The organism is Cryobacterium sp. AP27, from assembly GCF_056680495.1.
Map to the genome: position 1 here is coordinate 1,198,293 of NZ_CM155285.1, position 21,076 is coordinate 1,219,368.

The 21,076-nt window shown below is 67.5% G+C and carries 23 protein-coding genes; 15 read left to right on the forward strand and 8 right to left on the reverse strand.

Features of this window, described 5'->3' with window-relative positions; translation table 11 throughout:
• Positions 1-3: 3 nt before the first annotated feature.
• On the reverse strand, positions 4-276 hold the full coding sequence (locus tag AC1MB9_RS05640; protein WP_134171704.1) for a hypothetical protein: 273 nt from the start codon (positions 274-276) through the stop codon (positions 4-6).
• A 223-nt stretch (positions 277-499) separates the two neighbouring features.
• Between AC1MB9_RS05640 and moaA the strand changes: the two genes are divergently transcribed.
• Both moaA and fdhD read left to right on the forward strand, forming a co-directional pair.
• Positions 500-1,618, forward strand: a complete 1,119-nt coding sequence (gene moaA / locus AC1MB9_RS05645) for a GTP 3',8-cyclase MoaA (RefSeq protein WP_479964056.1) — start codon at positions 500-502, stop codon at positions 1,616-1,618.
• A gap of 3 nt (positions 1,619-1,621) precedes the next feature.
• A complete protein-coding gene (fdhD, locus tag AC1MB9_RS05650) occupies positions 1,622-2,533 on the forward strand; it encodes a formate dehydrogenase accessory sulfurtransferase FdhD (RefSeq protein ID WP_479964057.1) in 912 nt (303 codons plus the stop codon).
• Here the strand turns inward: fdhD and AC1MB9_RS05655 are convergent.
• The gene (locus tag AC1MB9_RS05655; protein ID WP_479964058.1) at positions 2,515-3,048 is read right to left on the reverse strand and encodes a dihydrofolate reductase family protein; all 534 of its coding nucleotides are present in this window, start codon (positions 3,046-3,048) and stop codon (positions 2,515-2,517) included. The genes fdhD and AC1MB9_RS05655 overlap by 19 nt on opposite strands.
• A 62-nt stretch (positions 3,049-3,110) precedes the next feature.
• On the reverse strand, positions 3,111-5,423 hold the full coding sequence (locus AC1MB9_RS05660; RefSeq protein ID WP_479964059.1) for an FdhF/YdeP family oxidoreductase: 2,313 nt from the start codon (positions 5,421-5,423) through the stop codon (positions 3,111-3,113).
• A 163-nt stretch (positions 5,424-5,586) separates the two neighbouring features.
• Between AC1MB9_RS05660 and AC1MB9_RS05665 the strand changes: the two genes are divergently transcribed.
• The 5 genes from AC1MB9_RS05665 (at position 5,587) to AC1MB9_RS05685 (ending at position 11,663) form a co-directional block, all read left to right on the forward strand.
• On the forward strand, positions 5,587-6,981 hold the full coding sequence (locus AC1MB9_RS05665; protein WP_479964060.1) for an OFA family MFS transporter: 1,395 nt from the start codon (positions 5,587-5,589) through the stop codon (positions 6,979-6,981).
• Between the two features lies 1 nt (position 6,982).
• Complete coding sequence (locus AC1MB9_RS05670; protein ID WP_479964061.1) at positions 6,983-7,084, forward strand: MFS transporter small subunit; 102 nt, start codon at positions 6,983-6,985, stop codon at positions 7,082-7,084.
• Between the two features lie 166 nt (positions 7,085-7,250).
• Complete coding sequence (locus AC1MB9_RS05675) at positions 7,251-9,455, forward strand: glycosyltransferase (RefSeq protein WP_479964062.1); 2,205 nt, start codon at positions 7,251-7,253, stop codon at positions 9,453-9,455.
• Positions 9,452-10,762 (forward strand): nucleotide disphospho-sugar-binding domain-containing protein, encoded by a 1,311-nt coding sequence (locus AC1MB9_RS05680; RefSeq protein ID WP_479964063.1) that lies wholly within the window; start codon positions 9,452-9,454, stop codon positions 10,760-10,762. Before AC1MB9_RS05675 ends, AC1MB9_RS05680 begins: the two co-directional genes overlap by 4 nt.
• Before the next feature lie 130 nt (positions 10,763-10,892).
• Positions 10,893-11,663 carry a VOC family protein gene (locus AC1MB9_RS05685; protein WP_479964064.1) on the forward strand — a complete coding sequence of 257 codons (771 nt, stop codon included), beginning with the start codon at positions 10,893-10,895 and terminating at the stop codon, positions 11,661-11,663.
• Between the two features lie 74 nt (positions 11,664-11,737).
• Here AC1MB9_RS05685 and AC1MB9_RS05690 read toward each other — a convergent pair whose 3' ends face one another.
• The 3 genes from AC1MB9_RS05690 to arsB are packed head-to-tail and all read right to left on the reverse strand — an operon-like array spanning position 11,738 to position 14,589.
• Positions 11,738-13,054, reverse strand: coding sequence for an FAD-dependent oxidoreductase (locus AC1MB9_RS05690; RefSeq protein ID WP_479964065.1), 1,317 nt, complete (start codon positions 13,052-13,054; stop codon positions 11,738-11,740).
• A 3-nt stretch (positions 13,055-13,057) separates the two neighbouring features.
• On the reverse strand, positions 13,058-13,471 hold the full coding sequence (locus AC1MB9_RS05695; RefSeq protein ID WP_479964066.1) for an arsenate reductase ArsC: 414 nt from the start codon (positions 13,469-13,471) through the stop codon (positions 13,058-13,060).
• Positions 13,468-14,589 carry an ACR3 family arsenite efflux transporter gene (gene arsB, locus AC1MB9_RS05700; RefSeq protein ID WP_479964067.1) on the reverse strand — a complete coding sequence of 374 codons (1,122 nt, stop codon included), beginning with the start codon at positions 14,587-14,589 and terminating at the stop codon, positions 13,468-13,470. The genes AC1MB9_RS05695 and arsB overlap by 4 nt, the downstream gene beginning before the upstream one ends.
• Before the next feature lie 96 nt (positions 14,590-14,685).
• On the opposite strand from arsB, the gene AC1MB9_RS05705 reads away from it, so the two are divergent.
• From AC1MB9_RS05705 to uraD, 3 genes are all read left to right on the forward strand, one after another.
• Positions 14,686-15,033 carry an ArsR/SmtB family transcription factor gene (locus AC1MB9_RS05705; protein WP_479964068.1) on the forward strand — a complete coding sequence of 116 codons (348 nt, stop codon included), beginning with the start codon at positions 14,686-14,688 and terminating at the stop codon, positions 15,031-15,033.
• Between the two features lie 149 nt (positions 15,034-15,182).
• Entirely contained in the window at positions 15,183-16,061 is an 879-nt protein-coding gene (locus AC1MB9_RS05710; protein WP_479964069.1) for a MurR/RpiR family transcriptional regulator, read from the forward strand.
• 93 nt (positions 16,062-16,154) lie between these two features.
• Entirely contained in the window at positions 16,155-16,646 is a 492-nt protein-coding gene (gene uraD, locus AC1MB9_RS05715) for a 2-oxo-4-hydroxy-4-carboxy-5-ureidoimidazoline decarboxylase (RefSeq protein WP_479964070.1), read from the forward strand.
• Between the two features lie 35 nt (positions 16,647-16,681).
• Here uraD and AC1MB9_RS05720 read toward each other — a convergent pair whose 3' ends face one another.
• Positions 16,682-17,257, reverse strand: a complete 576-nt coding sequence (locus AC1MB9_RS05720; RefSeq protein ID WP_479964071.1) for a DUF2017 family protein — start codon at positions 17,255-17,257, stop codon at positions 16,682-16,684.
• Entirely contained in the window at positions 17,254-17,532 is a 279-nt protein-coding gene (clpS, locus tag AC1MB9_RS05725; RefSeq protein WP_479964587.1) for an ATP-dependent Clp protease adapter ClpS, read from the reverse strand. The genes AC1MB9_RS05720 and clpS overlap by 4 nt, the downstream gene beginning before the upstream one ends.
• A gap of 120 nt (positions 17,533-17,652) precedes the next feature.
• Between clpS and AC1MB9_RS05730 the strand changes: the two genes are divergently transcribed.
• The 5 genes from AC1MB9_RS05730 to nusB all read left to right on the forward strand — a co-directional run bounded on the left by AC1MB9_RS05730 (position 17,653) and on the right by nusB (position 21,068).
• Entirely contained in the window at positions 17,653-18,963 is a 1,311-nt protein-coding gene (locus AC1MB9_RS05730; protein WP_479964072.1) for a SufS family cysteine desulfurase, read from the forward strand.
• Positions 18,960-19,442, forward strand: coding sequence for a Fe-S cluster assembly sulfur transfer protein SufU (gene sufU, locus AC1MB9_RS05735; RefSeq protein ID WP_479964073.1), 483 nt, complete (start codon positions 18,960-18,962; stop codon positions 19,440-19,442). The genes AC1MB9_RS05730 and sufU overlap by 4 nt, the downstream gene beginning before the upstream one ends.
• A gap of 82 nt (positions 19,443-19,524) precedes the next feature.
• Complete coding sequence (locus tag AC1MB9_RS05740) at positions 19,525-19,962, forward strand: type II 3-dehydroquinate dehydratase (RefSeq protein ID WP_479964074.1); 438 nt, start codon at positions 19,525-19,527, stop codon at positions 19,960-19,962.
• Positions 19,963-20,088: 126 nt separating this feature from the next.
• Entirely contained in the window at positions 20,089-20,649 is a 561-nt protein-coding gene (gene efp, locus AC1MB9_RS05745; protein WP_479964075.1) for an elongation factor P, read from the forward strand.
• Positions 20,649-21,068: a transcription antitermination factor NusB gene (gene nusB / locus AC1MB9_RS05750; RefSeq protein WP_479964076.1), complete on the forward strand. Its 420-nt coding sequence runs from the start codon at positions 20,649-20,651 to the stop codon at positions 21,066-21,068. The genes efp and nusB overlap by 1 nt, the downstream gene beginning before the upstream one ends.
• The last annotated feature ends 8 nt before the right edge of the window (positions 21,069-21,076 follow it).

Sequence of the window (21,076 nt, forward strand, 5' to 3'; positions counted from 1 at the left end):
CACTCACCCCCAGTCGAGGGCAAGAACCCACGCGCCATCGGCCCCGCGCCGCAGATCGTAACGGTGCTGTTCCTCACCGCCGCGTGACGCGTCGAGCCGCCACAGTTCGGTGTCGATCCGGGTGGGAGTGCCGGCGTCTTCCCACCAGCGGGTGCGCTTGAAAACGGCTTGAGGTTGCCCGATCACGGTGTGCTCGAACCGGTTCCACACGAAGGCGCGCGGGTCTCCATCGCTTGTGAGCTCCACATCAACAGTTGCGTCAATAATCTGCGGCATAACAGGATTCCTCGCCTTCCTTTTTCAATCCACGTGCTGCGTTCGCCGCGCCAAATTTCGCACGTACTTAGAACGCATGTTCTATATGAAAAGTGTATGCCACCCCACCGACACTCACCAGAGCCAACCTTCAGGCAGTGGTTGCAGCTTGCGCGGCACTCGATGAGACCAGGAGCCGGAGCGGTGCGTTTCACAATGCGGTCGACCGAGCTAGGTTGGAGACATGACCGGCGCCGACATGTCCGCACTCTCACCACGCTTCTACAGTCACGCGTCAGACATCCCGGTGCAGTCGGAGGCGGCCACCGGGTCGCTCGCCGATCACCGCGATCGCCCCCTCCACGACCTGCGCCTCTCGGTGACCGACCGGTGCAATTTCCGCTGCGTGTACTGCATGCCGAAGGAGATCTTCGGCAAAGACTTCGCGTTCATGGAGCGTGACGAACTCATGACGTTTGAGGAGATGACGCGGCTGGCCCGCATCGCCGTCGCGCATGGGGTGGAAAAGATTCGTCTCACCGGCGGCGAACCGCTGCTGCGCCGCGGCCTCGAAGAACTCGTGGGCATGCTCGCGGCCCTCCGAACCCCCGACGGCCGCGAGATCGACATCGCCCTGACCACGAACGGCTCGGTCCTGGCCGTCAAGGCGCAGGCGCTCAAAGATGCCGGGCTGAAGCGGGTCACTGTGTCGCTCGACTCGCTCGACGACGCCACCTTCCAGGCCATGAACGACGTCAGGTTTCCGGTCGCCAAGGTGCTGAACGGCATCGACGTTGCCCACGCGGTGGGGCTCGGCCCGGTCAAGATCAACATGGTCATGCAGCGCGGCAAAAACGACCAGGACATCGTGGCCATGGCCCGTCATTTCAAGGGCACACCGCATATTCTGCGTTTCATCGAGTTCATGGACGTGGGCACGAGCAACGGCTGGGAGATGGGCGCCGTGGTGCCCTCCGCCGAGGTTGTCGCCCGCATTAACGCCGAGCTTCCGCTCGAGGAGGTCGCCCCGAACTATGACGGCGAAACCAGCAGGCGGTGGCGTTACCGCGACGGCGGTGGCGAGATCGGCGTGATCTCGAGCGTCACCCAGTCGTTCTGCCACTCCTGCTCGCGGGCGAGGGTCTCCACCGACGGCAAGCTGTTCACGTGCCTGTTCGCCACCGACGGCCACGACCTGCGCGCGCTCATGCGCGGGGGGTGCACCGACGAGCAGCTCTCCACCGTGATGGCGCACATCTGGCGTGAACGCACGGACCGGTACTCCGAGCTGCGCAGCTCCAAAACCCGCGAACTGCGGGCATCGGGTAAGAAGAAAATAGAAATGTCATACATTGGCGGGTAAATAATGGGCAGGATCACGGCGCGACGCAAGATCATTCGTTTGACGGTGGGGGAGCGTCGACTGGCAGGTGAGGACATCCTCGCGGTCGAGGAGCCGCTGGAGGTGCGGGTGAACGGCACAGCGCTCATGGTGACCATGCGCACGCCCGGCAACGACTTCGACCTGGCGGCCGGGTTTCTGGTGTCGGAGGGGATCATCACCCATGGTGCCCACTTCAGCAGTGCACGCTACTGCGCCGGTGCGACGGTCGACGGGGAGAACACCTACAACGTGATGGACGTCACGCTCGCCGCCGGGGTGGCGCCGCCGGACCCGAGCCGTGAACGTTCGTTTCTCACGACCAGCGCCTGCGGCCTCTGCGGTCAGGCGAGCATCGACAGCGTGCGCACCCGGTCGAGCTACGACGTCGCCTCGGATGCCCTCCGCGTCGACGCCGAGCTGCTCACCACGTTCCCCGACGCGCTCCGAGCCGGCCAGAACGTGTTCCGCAAGACCGGTGGCCTGCACGCGGCGGCTTTGTTCGACGGCAGCACCGGCGAACTACTCGTACTGCGTGAGGACGTGGGGCGCCATAACGCCGTCGACAAGGTGATCGGGTGGGCGGTCAAGGAGGAGCGGCTGCCGCTCACCGGCACCGTGCTCATGGTCTCCAGCCGAGCGAGCTTCGAACTGGCGCAGAAGGCGCTGATGGCCGGGATCCCGGTGCTCGCGGCCGTATCGGCGCCCTCCTCGCTCGCCGCGGAGTTCGCGGCGGAGGTCGGGATGACCCTCGTGGGTTTTCTCCGCGGTTCCGCGATGGTCATTTACGCCGGCGACCAGCGCATCGTCGAGGCCGAGGACGAGTCAGCGTCGGACGCCGCACCGGTGGCGCCCGGGGCGGCCGCGCGGGCCGGGGTTCAGCGGACGACGGTGTAGCGTTCCTGCACCATTCCGCCGCCGATCGGGGCTGACCCCCGCGACTCGAGCCGCACGTCCGCCGGGAGCGCCCCGAACAGCGGCCGGCCGGCGCCGAGCAGCACGGGGACCCGGGTGATCACGAGGTCGTCGATGAGGCCTGCGGCAAGGAACGAGGAGACGACCCGGCCGCCGTCGACGTACACCCGCTCGGCACCGGCCACGGTGAGGGCGTCGACGGCGTCATCGAGGCTGCGCACCACGGTGACGCGATCGTCGGACGCGGCGAGGGTGCTGCTGAGCACGAGGACCTTCAGTTGCGTGTACGGCCAGGGGTCGTATTCGGCCACCGCCTCGTACGTCCCGCGGCCCATCACCATGTGGTCGATGGTGGCCGTGAACTCGCTGTAGCCGCCGTCGCCGGTGGGTGCCGGCCCGTCCACGAGCCAGTCGAGCCGGCCGTCAGGGCGGGCGATATAGCCGTCGACGCTCGTCGCGATGAAGACGTGACCGGTCCAGGTGTGATGCGGTGTCATACGGGCTCCTCGGTGGTGTGGGTCGGCCCCGACGCGACCGGTTCGGGTGCGGGAGCCGGGGCTCAGCTCAGCTGCCTGTCCTCCTCTGCGCGGGCGACGAAACGTACGGCCATCGCTTTGTACCCGGGGGTGTTCGACTCGCGTGCCACCAGTTCACGGTGCATGAGTGCGTTCGCTTCCGGGAAGTACGCTGCGGCGCAGCCGCGCGGCGTCGGGTAGACGACGAGGCGGAAGTTGTCGGCGCGGCGTTCCTCGCCCTGGAACGTGCTGATCACGTCGACGAGCTCACGGTCCGCGAAACCCATCTGTCGCGCGTCATCCGCGTTGATCAGGATCACCCGGCGCCCGTTGGAGATGCCGCGGTAGCGGTCGTCGAGGCCGTAGAAGGTCGTGTTGTACTGATCGTGGCTGCGCATGGTCTGCAGGATCAGATGTCCCGCCGGCGGGGTGAGGTATTCGAGCGGGCTCACCGTGAACCGGGCCAGGCCGATGTCCGTCTTGAAGCTGCGGGTGTCCCGAGGCGGGTTGGGCAGCACGAAACCGTTTTTCGTTTTCAGTCGTGCGTTGAAGTCGTGGAATCCGGGCAGGACCCTCGAAATGTGGTCGCGGATGACGTCATAGTCTTCGGACATCGCCTTCCAGTCCACGGGGTGGTCGTCTCCGAGCGTCGCCCGCGCCATCCGCGCGACGATCACGGGTTCGGCGAGCATGTGCTCCGAGACCGGGTCGAGACGTCCCTGCGTCGTGCGCACCACGGACATGGAGTCTTCGACCGACAGTACCTGACGTCCGCCGGGATGTTTGTCGTCCGTGTCGGTACGTCCCAGGGTCGGCAGGATGAGCGAGGTCTGCCCATGCATCACGTGTGAGCGGTTCGGTTTCGTCGAGATGCTCACGGTGAGGCCGACGCGCTGCATGGCGGCCTCGAGCGCCACGGTGTCGGAGCAGGCGAGAGCGAAGTTTCCGCCCATGGACACGAACACGTCGACGTCATCGTTCTCGAAGGCCTCGACGGTGTCCACGGAGTCGAGTCCGTGCGCCCGGGGAGAGTCGATGGAGAATTCCTGGTCGAGGGCGGAGAGCATCCACTCCTGCGGCTTCTCCCAGACGCCCATCGTGCGGTCGCCCTGCACGTTGGAGTGGCCGCGCACGGGGCACGCGCCGGCGCCGGGCTTGCCGAAGTTGCCCTGCAGCAGGAGCAGGTTGATGATCTCCTTCAGGGTGTTCACCGAGTGCGGCTGCTGGGTGAGTCCGAGGGCCCAGCAGATGATCGTCGCCTTCGAGTCCACCATCATCTGGGCGACCGTGGCGATCTGTAGGCGGGACAGGCCGGTCGCCGTCTCGGTCTCCTCCCAGTCGATGCTCTTGCGGGCCGCGCGGTAGGCCGCGATGCCGTCGGTGTTTTCCGCCACGAAGTCCTGATCGACGACGGAGCCGGGCACGCGTTCTTCCTCTTCCAAGAGCAGGTGCCCGAGGGCCTGGAACAGGGCCAGGTCGGCGCCCACCTTGATCTGCAGGAACTCGTCGGCGAGGTCGACGCCCTTGCCGACGAGGCCGGTGGGCGTCTGCGGGTCCCGGAAGTTGAAGAGGCCGGCCTCCGGCAGCGGATTCACCGCCACAATCTTGCCGCCGTTCTCCTTGCACTCCGCGAGGGCGGAGAGCATCCGCGGGTGATTCGTGCCCGGGTTCTGACCGATCACGAAGATCAGCTCCGCCCGGTGGATGTCCTCAAGAGACACCGTGCCTTTGCCGATGCCGATGGTGGGGTTGAGCGCCGACCCCGACGACTCGTGGCACATGTTCGAGCAGTCCGGCAGGTTGTTCGTGCCGATCGACCGTGCGAACAGCTGGTACATGAACGCCGACTCGTTGGCGGTGCGGCCCGAGGTATAGAACACGGTGCGTTCGGGTATCGACGCCCGAATCTTCTCGCCGATGAGCTCGAACGCGTCGTCCCAGCTGATCTGCGAATAGTGCGTGTCACCGGGGCGAATGACGACAGGATGCGTAATGCGGCCCTGGTTGCCGAGCCAGTACTCGGTCTTGGTCTCGAGCTCCGCAAGGGAATGCTCGGCCCAGAATTCGGGGGTCACGGTGCGCAGCGTGCTTTCCTCGGCAACGGCCTTGGCGCCGTTCTCACAGAATTCGGCGGTCTTGCGGTGCCCCTGCGATTCCGGCCAGGCGCATCCGGGGCAGTCGGTGCCGTCGCGCTGGTTCAGCCGTAGGAGCGACCTGGCGGTGCGGGAGACTCCGGCCTGCGCAATGCCGCGGTCCAGGGCGACAGCGACCGCTTCGAGACCGGCGGCGTGCGTCTGGGGCTTCTTGACGACCAGGTTGTTCTCGTTGATGTCTTCGACCGGTGCTCCACGTTTCATAGCTCCATGATGGCGTGGATTTGCCTCGGAACGGGGATTTCGGCGCAGTAGGGGGAGAAATGTTCGCCGATGCGTTCGTATAGTCTCTCGGGCAGGCACTTTTCCACCGTCGAATTCGACAGCAATGAAGCTACGCCCCAGGGCAGCGAGGAATTCACCCGATATGAGCTGGTTAGACCGCGATCGAACTATTGCCCCACCCGGATTCAACCGTTGGCTGATACCGCCGGCGGCCCTCGCCGTGCACCTGAGCATCGGACAGGCGTATGCCTCGAGCGTGTACAAGACGGCTCTGGTATCGCATTTCGATGCCAGCCTCACCCAGATCGGAGTGATCTTCTCAATTGCCATCGTGATGCTGGGCCTATCGGCCGCGGCATTGGGGACCTGGGTCGACACCAACGGCCCGCGCAAGGCCATGTTCGTCTCGGCGCTCTTCTGGTCGGGCGGTTTCCTGATCGGTTCCCTCGGGATTTTCAGCAACCAGCTGTGGCTCGTATACCTCGGCTACGGGTTCATCGGCGGCATCGGGCTGGGAATCGGCTACATCTCACCGGTATCCACGCTGATCAAATGGTTCCCGGACCGGCCGGGACTCGCGACCGGCATGGCGATCATGGGATTCGGCGGTGGCGCCCTGATCGCGAGTCCCCTGTCGACCGCACTGCTCACGGCCTACGACCCGAACTCCGGCGCGACCGGGTGGGTTGCCAGCGGCGACGCGGTCGGCAAACTGTTTCTCACCTTCGCCGTGGTCTACCTGGCGTACATGATGTTCGGCGCGTTCACGATCAAGGTTCCCGCCCCCGGCTGGACCCCGGCCGGCTTTGATGCGTCCACCGTCGCGACCAGGCGGCTCGTCACGAGCAATCACGTGTCCGCAAAGAACGCGATCAAGACCCGCCAGTTCTGGCTCGTCTGGATCGTGCTCTTCTGCAACGTCACCGCGGGCATCGGCATCCTCGAGCAGGCCGCTCCAATGATCCAGGACTTCTTCCGGCAGCCCGATGGCACGTCGCTGGTGACCGTCGCGGTCGCCGGCGGTTTCGTGGGACTGCTGTCGATCGCCAACATGGGCGGCCGATTCGTGTGGTCCGCCACATCGGATTTCACGGGACGCAAGAGCATCTACATGATGTACCTCGGCATCGGAACGGTGCTCTACCTGGTGCTGGCGCTCGTCGGATCAACGACGACCACCCTGTATGTGATCCTCGCCTTCGTGATCATCTCGTTCTACGGCGGCGGCTTCGCCACGGCACCGGCCTATCTGCGTGATCTCTTCGGAACCTTCCAGGTGGGAGCCATCCACGGCCGGCTGCTCACCGCGTGGTCGGCGGCCGGCATCGCCGGTCCGCTGATCGTCAATTCGATTCTGGACGCGCAGGGTGATCCGGGGCAGCTCACCGCCGCGGACTATCAGCCTGCGCTGTTGACGATGGTCGGGATCCTGGTGATCGGCTTTGTCGCGAACCTGCTGGTGAAGTCCGTCGATGCGAAGCACCACGAACCCGCCGCGACGCCACCCGGCGCTCGCGTACCCGCGATGGAGGCCTGACATGAAGAACGCACGAATCGTCCTCGGCTGGATCCTGGTCGGCGTCCCGCTGGTCTACGGCGTCACCCAAACCCTGATCAAGGTGGCGGCCTTGTTCGGCTGACCGCGTTCAGCCGCGTCCGGCCGCGCCCCGCCAGCTGACGGCTTGCTGTGAGCCGTCGGCCGGCGCGAACGAGAACCCCACTCCATGTCAGGATTCATCGACGAACCAATTATTTCGCCGGCGGCCGAACCTGACCAGATCCGGACCTCGTGACGGGAGAACCACCGTGGGACCGCATACCGCTCTCGATGCCATGCGTCAGTCCGGATCCATCCTCGCCGGAATGCGGTGCGCCGACGAGCTGACCGTCGCGGCCAGCCGCGACGGGGGATCCCGCGCCGTGCGTCTGCTGGCAGCCGCGGCCGGTGACCCGGGCGACCAGCTCACGGCGATCGCCGCCGTGCACGCGTTGGCCCGAATCTTCGACGACTCGGCCGACGACGTGCTGGTGCCGCTCCTCTCGCACGGGTCGAGCTTCCTCCGCGAACACGCCGCCTGGGCCGTCGGAATCCGCCTGCCGCGGCCCGACGGCCTCGCCGGTCTTGTGTGCATGGTCCGCGACGGCGGGTTCTCCGGCATGATCGCCCAGCGCACGCTCGAACAGTGGTCGGCGTCCGCCGCGGGCTCGGTCGCGCTGTCGCTTGAATCCGCGCTGCTCGGGGTACGGGAGCCCGGCGCGCGCTCGCGTCTGGTCGAAACCATCGGGCTGGTTCCCGGTCGTATCCCCGAACGGATGCTGCGAACCGTGGCGGTTGATGTGGATGAGGCGGTTGCCACGCGGGCCGCAGCCGTCGCTGCGCTCGGGGACCGCGGCGCGAACGACGGGCGCATCCGCATCGCGACCACACTCGCGTTCGGGGACGGCGAACTCGCCGACGTGGCTCGGCTGGCGCTGTTCGACCTCACGGCGGCGAGCCATCCGCGTCCGCCGTGGAGCCACGGAACCACCGTCGCCCAACTCTTCCTGCACGCCGATATCGACGGCGAGCTGTCGCGGGTGGGGTCGGGCGACAACGGCGGTATCGCGACACTGCTCGTGCGCCTCGGCGATGCGCTCGTGGCCGGGCACCGGGCGTCCGGGGCGCACATCACGAGTCGCTCGGAGCTCACCGCCACGGAGCAGGTCGAGCGGGTGCTCACCCTGTCCCGCGGCACGCACGAGGCAGCGCTGGGGGGCCTGTCCGGGGCCGCCTCCACCCTGTCGGGTCATGCCTTCGCGGCGGTACCCTTCGTCGGAGACGTGACATCGGCGGCGGACGCCTGGCCACGGCGAATCGCGGCGGAACGAGGCATCCGCCGAGTCCTGCGGGCCGCCGGAACCGTCGACGCGCTTCACCTGCGCATGGCGGACGTCGGCAGCCTCGCGGCCGCCACGGTCGCCCGGGAACTCGACATTCCCGTGGTCTTCACCGTGGCGCCCGACCCCCACGCGGTCATCGACTCCCTCGAACGTTCCGGGACACTCACCCGGGAGAACTTCGGCACCGTCGACGCGGCCGAGCACTTCTGGTTTCGAGCGCGTCTCGTGCAGCGGCTGGCGGCGGATGCCGCCCACACGGTGTTCTTTCCCCGCCCGGATCTGCATCGAGACATGCAGGCTCTCGTCGGCATCGACATCACCGCCCACCCGGAGCGACACACGGTCGCCGCGGAGGGCATCGACCTCACCGTGATCGAGCGCTCCCTCGCCGATGCCCGCGCGGCCCGCCGGGGCGCGCCGGTGCCGCCGCCGCTCGCCGAGCTGGATGCCCTGCTGCGCGGCCTGCCGCAGCACCGCCGCGGCCTGCCGGTGCTCATCTCCGTCGGCCGGCTGCACCGGGTGAAGGGCATGGCGACTCTCGTGCAGGCGTGGGCGGACGACCCCGTTTTGCGCGCGGGCAGCAACCTGCTGATTGTCGGCGGTGACCTGGAGCATCCGTCACCCGACGAACAGGAACAGCTGGGCCGGATCGGCGCGCTGGTTCCGCTCGAGAGCGCCGCGGAACAGGGCCTGCTGCTTGCGGGGCATCGAGCCAACGACACCGTGGCCCGCTGGCTCGTGGCGGCTCGTGTCGGCCGGCCCGGCTGGGCCGCGCCGCACGGTGCCTATGTGTGCGCGAGCGTGAAGGAGGAATTCGGGCTGGCGTTGCTGGAAGCACTGGCGACCGGCCTGACAGTCGTCGCACCCGATGCCGGTGGTCCGGCCACGTACGTGGAGGACGGCGTCACCGGCTTCCTGGTGGACACGACCCACCCGGCCGCCCTCGCCGGCGCGATCCGTGCGGCTCTCGACCTGGCCGTCGGACCGTTCGGGTCGGAGTACGCCGAACGCGGCAGCGCGATGGTGGCCCGGTCCTTCACCATTCAGTCGATGGCCCGGGCGCTCACCGCGGTGTACCGGGATGTTGCGAACGCCGGCGGAGACGTCGCCTGGGAGGTGAATGCGCGATGACTCTCCTGATCATCAGTCCCGACTACGCCTCCCATCTGTTCCCGTTGGCGACCCTCGGCACGGCATGGCAGCAGGCGGGGGAGCGTGTCGTCGTGGCCAGCGGCCCCGCGACGGCCGACATCGTGCGCGCGTTCGGCTTCGAGCGCGAGAATCTGCAACTCGGCCGGGGATCCAACCCGGGGGTGATCCGGGCGGAGGCGCAGCCGCGCGGCGAAGACGACGCCCTGCGCGGCTTCTTCGCGGCCACCCGGAGCGGAATGGTGGAGACTCTTCGGTTCCAGGCGGAGGCCCGCAGCAACGACCTCCTGTGGAACCCGGTGCAGATTGCCCGCGAGGTGCAGCGGCTCGTGGAGCGGATCCGACCTGACCAGGTGATTGTCGACCACCTCGCGTTTGCCGCGCGGTTGGGCCTGGTCACGGCCGGGGTACGGCACGCCGACGTCGTGCTCGGGCATCCGTCCGCGCTGCCCGTGCTCGGTGAGGTCTACGGCTACCCACCGGAGTGGCCCCGCGCCTTCCGGCCGGACGTCGACGAGCTTGCCGCGCTGCGGCTTCTCTGCGAGACGGTGCGGGACTCGTTCACCGCGCAGTGGAATGCGGCTCTGCGCGAGCTTGACCCGCTCGCCGAGCCGAGCGTCGACGCGTTCCGGGAGACGGGCGATGTGCTGCTGCTGAACTACCCCGCCGAGCTGCACTCGGCGGCGCGCAGCGTGCTGCTGCCGGACCATGCCTTCCTCGGCTCGGCGGTGCGATCGGAGGCGCACGATGCCGAGGTCGACGATTGGCTGCGCACCGGCACCGAACCCGTGGCGTACGTGAGCTTCGGAAGTTTCCTGTCCGTGCGCGCCGACGTGCTCGAACGGGTGGTCGCGGCGCTCCGCGACCTGCCCGTACGGGTTGCGATCGCGACCGGCTCCACCGACCCCGCCGCGCTCGGTCCCGTGCCCCCCGACTGGCTCGTGCGCGGGTTTCTTCCGCAGGTGCGCCTGCTCGAGGAAGCCGTGCTGGCCGTGAGCCACGGGGGAAACAACAGCGTCACCGAGGCCATGACGGCCGGAGTTCCCCTCCTTCTCCTGCCCTTTTCCACCGACCAGTTTGCGGGGGCCGCCGCCCTCGAGTCGGCCGGTTTCGGGGAATCCCTCGATCCGAACTCTGCCTCGACCGGCGAGATCCGGGCGGCCGCCGGGCGGCTCCTGAACCTCGCGGGGGAACCCCGCGGTCGGCTGGATCGGCTGGGGGTGTCTCTCTCCGGCGGTGCAGGCCCCCGGCGCGCGTTCGAGGCGCTGACGGCCGTTCGCGTGGGCTGAGCGGCGCGAATTCCGGGCCTCCACGTGTCGCCACGTCATGGGCGGACTCTTGTCGACTCCACCCGGGCGGCCTACACTCGCTGCAGGTCGTCACCTCGAAAGGGTGTCGTCCCCGGTCAAAGGAGACATCATGCCCGCTGCCGACACCGCACCGATCGGTGCTCCCGTCTGGTTCGATCTGTCGAGTACCGACCCCACGGCGGCGAAAGCGTTCTACGCCGGGGTTTTCGGGTGGACGGCCGAGGAGATGGGACCCGACTACGGTAACTACGTGAATTTCCGTAAGGACGGCGCCCGGATCGCCGGGATGATGCAGAACCCGGGCGGAGCGCCCGACAGCTGGATCACGTACCTGAAAACGGCCGACGCCGCGGCCACCGCCGCCACCGTCTGGGAGGCCGGCGGAACGGTGCTCTTCGAACCGTCGGACGTCATGGGTCTCGGGCGGATGGCCATCGCGCTCGACCCGACCGGCGCGATGGTGGGCCTGTGGGAGCCGGGCACGATGAGCGGTTACGGCCTGGCCGACGAGGCATCGACGGCCGTGTGGCACGAGCTGCAGACCGCCGAGTACGCCAAGGAGATCGTCTTCTACGAGAAGGCCTTCGGCTGGCACACCGAGGTGATGAGCGACACCGACACCTTCCGATACACGTTGCTCAAGAGCGGTGACGTGGATTACGCCGGAATCATGGACGCGAGCGCCTACCGTCCGGCGGACGCACCCGCCACCTGGGAGATCTACATCGGCGCGAACGATGTGGATGCGACGATCGCCACGGTCCTCGAACTCGGTGGAAGCGTCGTGCAGGCGGCCGAAGACACACCGTTCGGTCGGATCGCCCAGATTGCGGATCCGGCCGGCGCCACGATCCGGCTGTCCTCCGTGGCGGTGCACTGACTCTCGCCGCCGCCTACTGGCCGGCGCGGCCTCACCGGCGGAGCCGGGCACCACGTCCGGTTCACGGGCACGGCTCAGGTGCAGCAGCCGCCGGACTCGTCGACGTCCGTGGAGCACACCCCGGTCTCCGGAAGCACGAGGCGCACTTCCCGGGCGGCGGACGGGTTTCCCGCCAGCTCGTCGGCGATGGAGCGCACCTGCTCGTACCCGGTGAGCAGCAGGAACGTGGGCGCGCGGCCGTAGCTCTTCATGCCCACGATATAGAAGTTGGGCTCCGGGTGTGTCAGCTCGACGACCCCGTGCGGGCTGACCGTGCCGCAGCTGTGCAGGTTGGGGTCGATCAGGCCCGCCAGCGCTCGGGGTGCCTCGACGATGTCATCGAGGGAGAGCCGGATCTCCCGCAGCAGCTGGAGGTCTGGCCGAAAACCGGTGGCATTCACCACCCGGTCGGCTTCGACGACGGTGAGTACGCCGTGTCGGCGTCCCTGCACGCGGAGGCGGTCGTCGGTGAGGAGCACATCGTCGATCTCGAACCCGTCGAGCAACGCGACGGCGCCCGACCGCACGAGGTCGTGGGTGGATGTGCCGAGCGCGCCTCGTGCCGTGAGCTCGTCGTCGGCCGATCCGTAGGCGCGCACCGGGTTGCCGCCCCGCACGGCCCAGCTCATCGACGTGCCGGGTTCGTCTCGCGCGAGCGCGGCGAGTGCGAGCAGGGTGTTGGCGGCGGAGTGACCGGCGCCGACGACCAGGGTGTGCCGGCCCGCGAACCGCGCGCGGTCAGCCCCGAGCACGTCCGGAAGAGCCCCGCCGATCCGGTCGGGGGTCGCCCGCGTCCCCGTGGGCGGCAACCCGCTCGACGTGAGGCCATTAGGGGTGGCATAGGTGCCGGAGGCGTCGATGACGGCGCGGGCGAGATGCTCGGTGACGGTTCCTCCCTCCCGCACGCGCAACAGGAACGGGGTGCGCCCACGGCCGGTCGAGCGGGTGCGGTCCATGCCCTGACGGGTGACATCGGTGACCCTCCTGCCGTAGCGGATGCGGGGCGCCAGCTGGGGCGTCGCCGACAGGGGGAGCAGGTAACGCGTGACGAGGTCGTGGCCAAGGGGGAGAGTTGCGCTCGGCGGAGCGTCCCATCCGGCGGCATCGAGAAGGCGAACGGCGGCCTCGTCGACGACGTATGCCCAGGGTGAGAACAGGCGGGTGTGGCCCCAGGCGGTGACGTGGGCCCCGGCCGTGTCCCCCTGCTCGAAGACCACGCACTCGACGCCGCGCTCGAGCAGCTGCGCGGCCGCTGCCAGGCCGACGGGCCCGGCGCCGATGATGGCGACGGGCAGTGCCGCCAGCGCGCGTGACGGGGGGAGTGTCGGCACGCCCAGTGCGGAAGTCGTCATGGTTCAGCCCGCGTCCGGGAGGATCTCGGCGAGCAACGCCTGTACGCGCCGCTTGATGTCGTCGCGGATGGGACGCACCTCGTCGAGGCTCTTGCCGGCCGGGTCGGTCAATTCCCAATCCTCGTAGCGTTTGCCGGGGAAGATGGGGCACACGTCGCCGCACCCCATGGTGATGACCGCGTCTGAGGCCTGGACCTGCTCGGTGGAGAGCAGCCGGGGCACGTTGCCGGTGATGTCGATGCCCTCCTCCTGCATGGCCTGGATCGCGATCGGGTTGATCTGGCTGCCGGGTTCGGAACCCCCGGACAGCACCTGGACGGCACCCTCGGAGAGGGTCGTCATATAGCCGGCGGCCATCTGCGATCGGCCCGCGTTGTGGATGCAGACGAAGAGCACGGTGGGTGATGGGATGGTCATGATGGTGTCCTGTGCAGTGTCGGCGTCGAGGTGGGTGCGGGGCCGACGGGGAAGAGCCGGGGGCGCAGCCAGAGGGCCACGTAGACGAGGGCCACCAGGGCCGGAACCTCGATCAACGGACCGACGATCCCTGCCAGGGCCTGGCCGCTTGTGGCGCCGAACGTGCCGATCGCCACGGCGATCGCCAGTTCGAAATTGTTGCCGGCGGCGGTGAAGGCCAGCGTCGTCGAGCGCTCGTAGGCCAGGCCCGCGATCTTGCCGACCATGAACCCGAGCAGGAACATCACCGCGAAATAGAGCAGCATCGGCAGGGCGATGCGCGCGACGTCGAACGGGGCGTCGATCACCTGTCGTCCCTGCAGGGCGAAAAGCATCACGATCGTGAAGAGCAGTCCGTAGAGCGCAAACGGTCCGACCCGGGGCAGGAATGTTGCCTCATACCAGGTGCGGCCGCGGCGTGCTTCCCCGATACGGCGGGAGAGGTAACCGGCCAGCAGCGGGACGCCGAGGAACACGAGCACACTGGCGGTGATGGCCCAGAAAGAGAAGTCTGCACTCGTGGTGGGCAGGCCGAGCCAGCCGGGAAGAACCTGCAGGTAGAACCAGCCGAGGGCGCCGAACGCGACGACCTGGAACACGGAATTGACCGCCACGAGGAAAGCGGCGGCCTCCCGGTCGCCGCAGGCCAGGTCGTTCCAGATGAGCACCATCGCGATGCACCGGGCGAGGCCCACGATGATGAGGCCGGTACGGTACTCGGGCAGGTCGGGCAGAAACAGCCAGGCGAGCGCGAACATGAGCGCGGGGCCGAGCATCCAGTTCAGCAGCAGGGATGAGACGAGTAAACGCCGGTCGCCCGCAATCCGGCGGGTATCCGAATAGCGCACCTTTGCCAGCACGGGGTACATCATCACGAGCAGCCCGACGGCGATCGGAACGCTCACCGAGCCGATCGAGAAGGCATGCAGCACGTCACCGACCGCGGGCAGGAACGCCGCCAGGAGCAGGCCGACCCCCATGGCCGCGATGATCCAGACGGGCAGGTAGCGGTCTGTGCGCCCCAGCCGAGGCGGCTGGTGCGACAGCGCCGCCGTGGAAACCGGTGCGGGGGAAGTCATTGGGCGCGGTCGCCTCCAGGATAAGATCGAAGTGCTTCGATCTTTGAAGTGTGACGAATACATCGATACTTGTCAATCTAGGGAGAGAGTGTTCACATGCCGTTATCCAAACTGCTCCCACTGACCGACGTGAGCGCCCGCCCGCCCGCGACGACGCCCGCGCTGAGCGCCGACAGCGCCGTGGACCTCGCGCGGCTGTTGAAGGCGGTCGCGGACCCGACCCGACTGCGACTGATCTCGATGGTCGCCGCGCACGACACGGCAGAGGCGTGCGTGTGCGATCTGACGGAACCACTCGACCTGGGCCAACCCACCGTCTCTCATCACCTGAAAATTCTGGTCGAGGCGGGCATCCTCTCCCGGGACAAGCGCGGGACCTGGGCGTATTACAGGCTCGTGCCCGGGGCGCTGGAATCCGTCGCCCAGCGGGTGCTCAGCATCTGATCACCGGCTCCTGCGCGGGGCTTCGCAAATCGTCTGCTGGTCGAAACATGACTGAAACGTCTGTTGCCTAAGCTCGATTTCTGAAACACCTGAGTCAATCGGGACTGATCCATCAGGTGCGTGAGCCCGCGAACCGAGGGAGTGCCGACGTGTCCGACCTGCCGACCCATCCGCCCTCCCGCGCGGCACTCAACATCGGCCAGCGCATCGACGGTCGCTACGGAGAGCTCTCCCCGCAGGAGCAGCGGGCCGCGGACTTCATCCTCGACCACCTCAGCGACCTCGCCGTCTACAACGCCTCGGAGCTCGCTCGACTGAGCGGTGTCTCCAAGGCGACCGTGTCGCGCCTGTTCCGGCACCTCGGGTTCCACGACTCGGCCGAGGTGCGCGATCACGCGCGTACCCTGCGCAGCAACGGTTCCCCGATCGGCGGTCCCGGGGCTTCCGCCGGGACTCCGTCTCGCCTTGCGGCGCACGCGGAGGCCGAAAACGACAACCTGCGTCGCCTGCTCGACAGTCTCGACGACGGGCGTTTGGACGCGGCGAGCCGGCTCATCGTCACCGCTGGTAGCGTCCTGGTGATCGGCATGCGCAACAGTTACCCGCTGGCTCTGCAGTTGCGGGAACAGTTGGTGCAGGTTCGCGATCACGTGCGCCTCGCCCCGCTTCCCGGACAATCACTCGCCGAGGACCTCGCCGGGCTCGGGGCGGGCGACGTCGTCGTGCTGCTCGGCTTCCGCCGCCGCTCCGCCGGATTCGGGGAGCTCGTGGCCGCCATTCACCGTCGGGGGATTCCGCTGGTTCTCATCGCCGACTCTTCGGCTCGTCGCCACGCCGACGTCGCCACTCACTGGCTGGAGTGCCCCATCGACTCCGTCTCGGCCTTTGACAGCTACGCGACCGCGATGAGCCTGATCAACCTCCTCGTCACCGGAGTCATGGGGGCGAATGTGCGGGAAAGCCGCACGAGAATAGCGGCGATCACGAGCGTGTACGAAGACCTGGCCGAGCTCGACGTCCCGTGGTAGGGGCCGGAGACGCGCCCGGGAGACCGTGCGTGTGCGCTCGGCAGGCCCTAGGCTGATCGAGCACAACACCCGTGTCGATCTCTGGGGAGCCGAATGAAAACTGTAAGCACAGAGGAATTGCGCGGCTGGCTGGAATCGTGCCTGGCCGTTCCGCGGTGGGTTGACGGGGTGCTGGCCCGCGGGCCCTTCAGTACGCCGGCCGACCTGCTGCTCGCGGCGAGGGAGGAGGCGACCCCGCTCACCCAGGCCGAGATCGACCAGGCGTTGTCCGGGCATCCGCGGATCGGGGAGGTGGCTGCCGGAGACTCGCAGGCCAGCCGGTTCTCCCGCGGGGAGCAGCAGTCCGACGACGCCCATGATCAGGCGCTCTCGGAGGCCATCGCGGAGGGAAATCGCGCATATGATGAACGGTTTGGGCGCATTTTTCTGATTCGCGCCGCCGGGAGATCCCGCACCGAAATTCTGAATGAACTCAACCGCCGACTTCAACTCGACGAGGCCGACGAACTCAGCAACGTCGCCAACGAACTGCGGGAAATCGCACTTCTTCGCCTCGCGAGGCTCGCGGCACGATCCCCGGAGTAGCGCCGACGTCGGGTCAGCGTTGCGGCTGCAGGAGGCTAGATGTCAATGGCATAGATGAGCGACTCCTGCACCATGCCGACCCACTCGTAGAGTTCATTCAGAAACGGTGCCTCGTCACCCTCCAGATGCAAGGCGCCGTCGGAGGAGATCAGCAGGCGCTCGGCCAGGCTGAGGCGCAGGTCGTTGAGCGTGCGCAGCCAGGACTGCACGGCCTCCGGGTCGAGGTCGAGGGTGACGGGTTCGCGGGGTTCCGCGATCGGCGCGCGGGCGCGCCTGGCGGCCGCGCCCGGCGAGTTGTCTGCCGGAGTCACCGGCGTATCGGCGAGGGCCGCTCGCAGCGTCGCCAGCACCACCCGCGCATTGAAAACCTTGGCCGCGAGCAGGTCCTTGCCCGTGAACCGGCGAAACTCCGCGGTCGCCTCCTCGTCGTCGGGGTAGGCGTCCGGCAGCATCCGGCGCAACACCGGGTCGGAGGATGCGGCAACCACGTCCTCCCCGGCTGCGTCGAGGAGTTCGACCAGCTGGACGATCGCCAGCTGCAACAGGTCGGCCTCGATCGGCTTGAACCGACCGAGAAGGTTGCCGGAGGCCGCGAGTCCGAAGCGGTTCACGAGTCGGCCTTCGCGAGCGTCGCCCACAGACCGTAGCCGTGCATGGCCTCGACGTGACGTTCCATGGCCTCCCGGTTGCCCGTGGCGACGACGGCCTTGCCGGTGTGGTGCACCTGCAGCATGAGCCGTTCGGCCTCTTCGGGGGTGACACCGAAGTAGCTGCGGAACACGTACGACACGTAGGACATCAGATTGACCGGGTCATTCCAGACCACGGTCACCCACGGTCGATCCAGCACGGTGTCAGGGCGCACGTCGAGGAGCGGGTCGGTCACAGTCACCCTCTAAGCCTGACACGACCCCGGGTCGATTCCCACCGCAATCTTTCCGGGCCCTCGCGCGAGACCGCGAGACGAGGCGGAAACGCACATCGGCAGAGGGAATATCCTTGTCGTATGAACTCTCTCGTTCCACCGACCACGACGGCGCCGACCCTGACCGACGTCGAGGTTGAACGCATCCGCAATGACTTTCCCGTGCTGGCCCAGACCGTGAACGGGCATCCGCTGAACTATCTGGATTCCGGGGCAACGTCACAGAACCCGATCAGCGTGATGGAAGCCGAACAGGAATACTACGAGCAGCGCAACGCCGCCGTGCACCGTGGGGCGCACACCCTCGCCGTTGAAGCGACCGACGCCTTCGAAGCCGCCCGCGACACGGTCGCTTCCTTCATCGGGGCAGAGAGCTCCGAACTCGTGTGGACCTCCAACGCGACCGAGGCGATCAACCTCGTGGCCTACTCCTTCTCGAACGCCTCGCTCGGGTTCGGGGGAGAGGCCGCCGAACGCTTCGCACTCGCCGCGGGTGACGAGATCGTGGTCACCGAGATGGAGCACCACGCGAACCTCATTCCCTGGCAGCAGCTCGCACTGCGCACCGGTGCGACGCTGCGCTTCATTCCCGTTCATGACGACGGCACCCTCGACCTGGTCGCGGCCGCCGAAATCGTCGGGACGCACACCCGCGTGCTGGCGTTCACTCACGCTTCCAATGTCACCGGCGTGATCAACCCGGTCGCCGAGCTGGTGCGGCTCGCGCGGCGCGTCGGTGCGCTCGTCGTTCTGGACGCGTGCCAGTCCGTTCCGCACCTGCCGGTGGATGTCGTCAACCTCGACGTGGACTTCGCGGTCTTCTCCGGTCACAAGATGCTCGGGCCCACCGGGATAGGCGCGCTCTACGGCAAGGCGCACCTGCTCGCCGGCATGCCGCCGTTCCTCACCGGCGGATCCATGATCACCACGGTCAGTATGCACGAGGCCGAATTCCTGGCGCCGCCGCAGCGTTTCGAGGCGGGCACGCAACGCATCTCGCAGGCCATCGCCCTCGCCGCGGCCGTGGACTACCTGCGTGAGACCGGCATGGCCCGCATCGGTGGCTGGGAGGCCGAACTGGGGCAGCGGCTCGTCGCCGGACTCACCGAGATGCCCGGCGTTCGGCTGCTGGGCCCGGGACTCGGGGTGGAACGCCTCGGACTGGCGAGCTTCGAGGTGGCCGGCGTGCACGCGCACGACGTGGGCCAATACCTCGATGACGCGGGCATCGCCGTGCGGGTGGGACACCACTGCGCGCAGCCGCTGCACCGCCGTCTCGGAGTGACCGCCTCCACCCGCGCGAGCACCTACCTGTACACGACGACCGACGAGGTGGACCGGTTCCTGGCCACCCTGCGTGAGGTCGCACCGTTCTTTGGAGTCACCGCGTGAGCGACCTGCAGCAGCTGTACCAGACCATCATCCTCGACCACTACAAGGCCAGGCATGGTGCCTCCGCGGAACCCCTCGCCGCGATCGACCAGACGAGCACGCAGCGGGTGGCCGAATCCCACCAGCTGAACACGTCGTGCGGCGATGAGGTCACCATGCGTGTCACGCTCAGCCCGGCCGGCGCCGAGAGCACCGTGGAGGACCTCGTCTGGCACGGCGAGGGCTGCTCCATTTCCATCGCCTCCGCCTCCGTGCTCAACGACACGTTGCGCGGCCTCACCGTCGCGGAGGCCCGCGCGCTGCTGGAAACATTCCGCGACATGTTGCGTTCCCGTGGAAAGATCGAAGCCGACGAGGACGTGCTCGGCGACGCCGCGGCCTTCAGCGGCGTCTCGCGTTACCCGGCGCGGGTCAAATGCGCGATGCTGCCGTGGGTGGCCTTCGAGGCCGCCGTGGTCGAGGCCGAGTCCCGTCCCTGAGCGGCCCCGGCGCGCCCGTTTCCCCGCTGACGCCGGGGACCTCGGTGCCGCCACCGGTCACCCACGCCTTTAGGCTGTGGACATGAGCACTGTTTTGGTTTTGAACGGACCCAACCTCGGTCGACTCGGCAGCCGCGAACCGGATGTCTACGGTTCCGCCGACCTCGACGACCTCCGCACCCTGCTCACCGCGGCCGCCCGCGCCGGGATCAGCATCGACCTGCGGCAAACCGACGACGAGGCCGAACTCATCCACTGGCTGTACGAAGCCGTGGACAACGGCCTCCCGGTCATCATCAATCCGGCCGCGTTCACGCACTACAGCTACGCGCTCCGCGACGCGGCCGCACTCGTGACCAAGGCCGGCCTCGAACTCATCGAGGTGCACATTTCGAACCCGCACGCGCGGGAAACTTTCCGGCACACGAGCGTCGTCAGCGCGATAGCCACCGGCGTCATCGCCGGCCTCGGTTTCGACTCATACCGCCTGGCGCTCGACTTCGTCACCCGCGAGCGCTGACGCTGCGGCGGGCGCCGAACCGGGACGCCGGTCCCCGACCCTCTTTGGCGCTTGTCGATCGGTCACGTAGACTCCTATGAGGTCGAATCGACCGCGCACTTTAACAATTGAACGGATCACACCCCCATGGCTTCTACCGCTGACATCAAGAACGGCGTCGTGCTCAAGATCGACGGTAACCTCTGGGCCGTCATCGAATTCCAGCACGTCAAGCCCGGCAAGGGCGGTGCGTTCGTTCGTACCAAGCTCAAAAACGTCATCTCCGGCAAGACCGTCGACCGTACATTCAACGCCGGCGCCAAGATCGAAACCGAGAATGTCGACCGTCGCGACTTCCAGTACCTGTACGCCGATGGCGAGTCCTACGTGTTCATGGACGTGGCCGACTTTGACCAGTTGTACGTCCCCGCCGCCGTCGTGGGCGAGGCAAGCAACTTCATGCTCGAGAGCCAGGCCGTGACCGTGGCCCTGCACAACGGCGACCCGCTGTACGTCGAGCTCCCGGCATCCGTCGTGCTCGAAATCACCTACACGGAGCCGGGCCTGCAGGGTGACCGTTCAACCGGCGGCACCAAGCCGGCGACCGTGGAGACCGGGTACCAGATTCAGGTTCCCCTCTTCCTCGAACAGGGCACCAAGGTCAAGGTCGACACCCGCACCGGCGACTACCTGGGCCGCGTCAACTAGTGAGCGCCCGCACCAAGGCCCGCAAGCGCGCCATCGACATTCTGTACGCCGCCGACGTGCGTCAAATCACCATCACCGAGTCGCTGGCCACCGAAGCGCAGCGCGCGGCGAGCGAACCGGCGCGCCTGGCGTCGTGGCTGTACGCCCGCGAACTCGTGGACGGCGTCGTCGACCACCGTGAAGAGATCGACGAACTCATCGAAACCTATTCGCAGGGCTGGTCGCTCGCTCGCCTGCCCAACATCGATCGGGCCATCCTGCGCATCGGAATCTGGGAAATCCTCTACAACGACGCCGTACCGCACGCCGTGGCCATTGACGAAGCCGTTGAGGCGGCGAAAATCCTGTCCACGGACGACTCGGCCGGGTTCGTGAACGGACTTCTCGGTAAGATCGCACAGACGGCCCCCACCGCCTAAAGACGTCC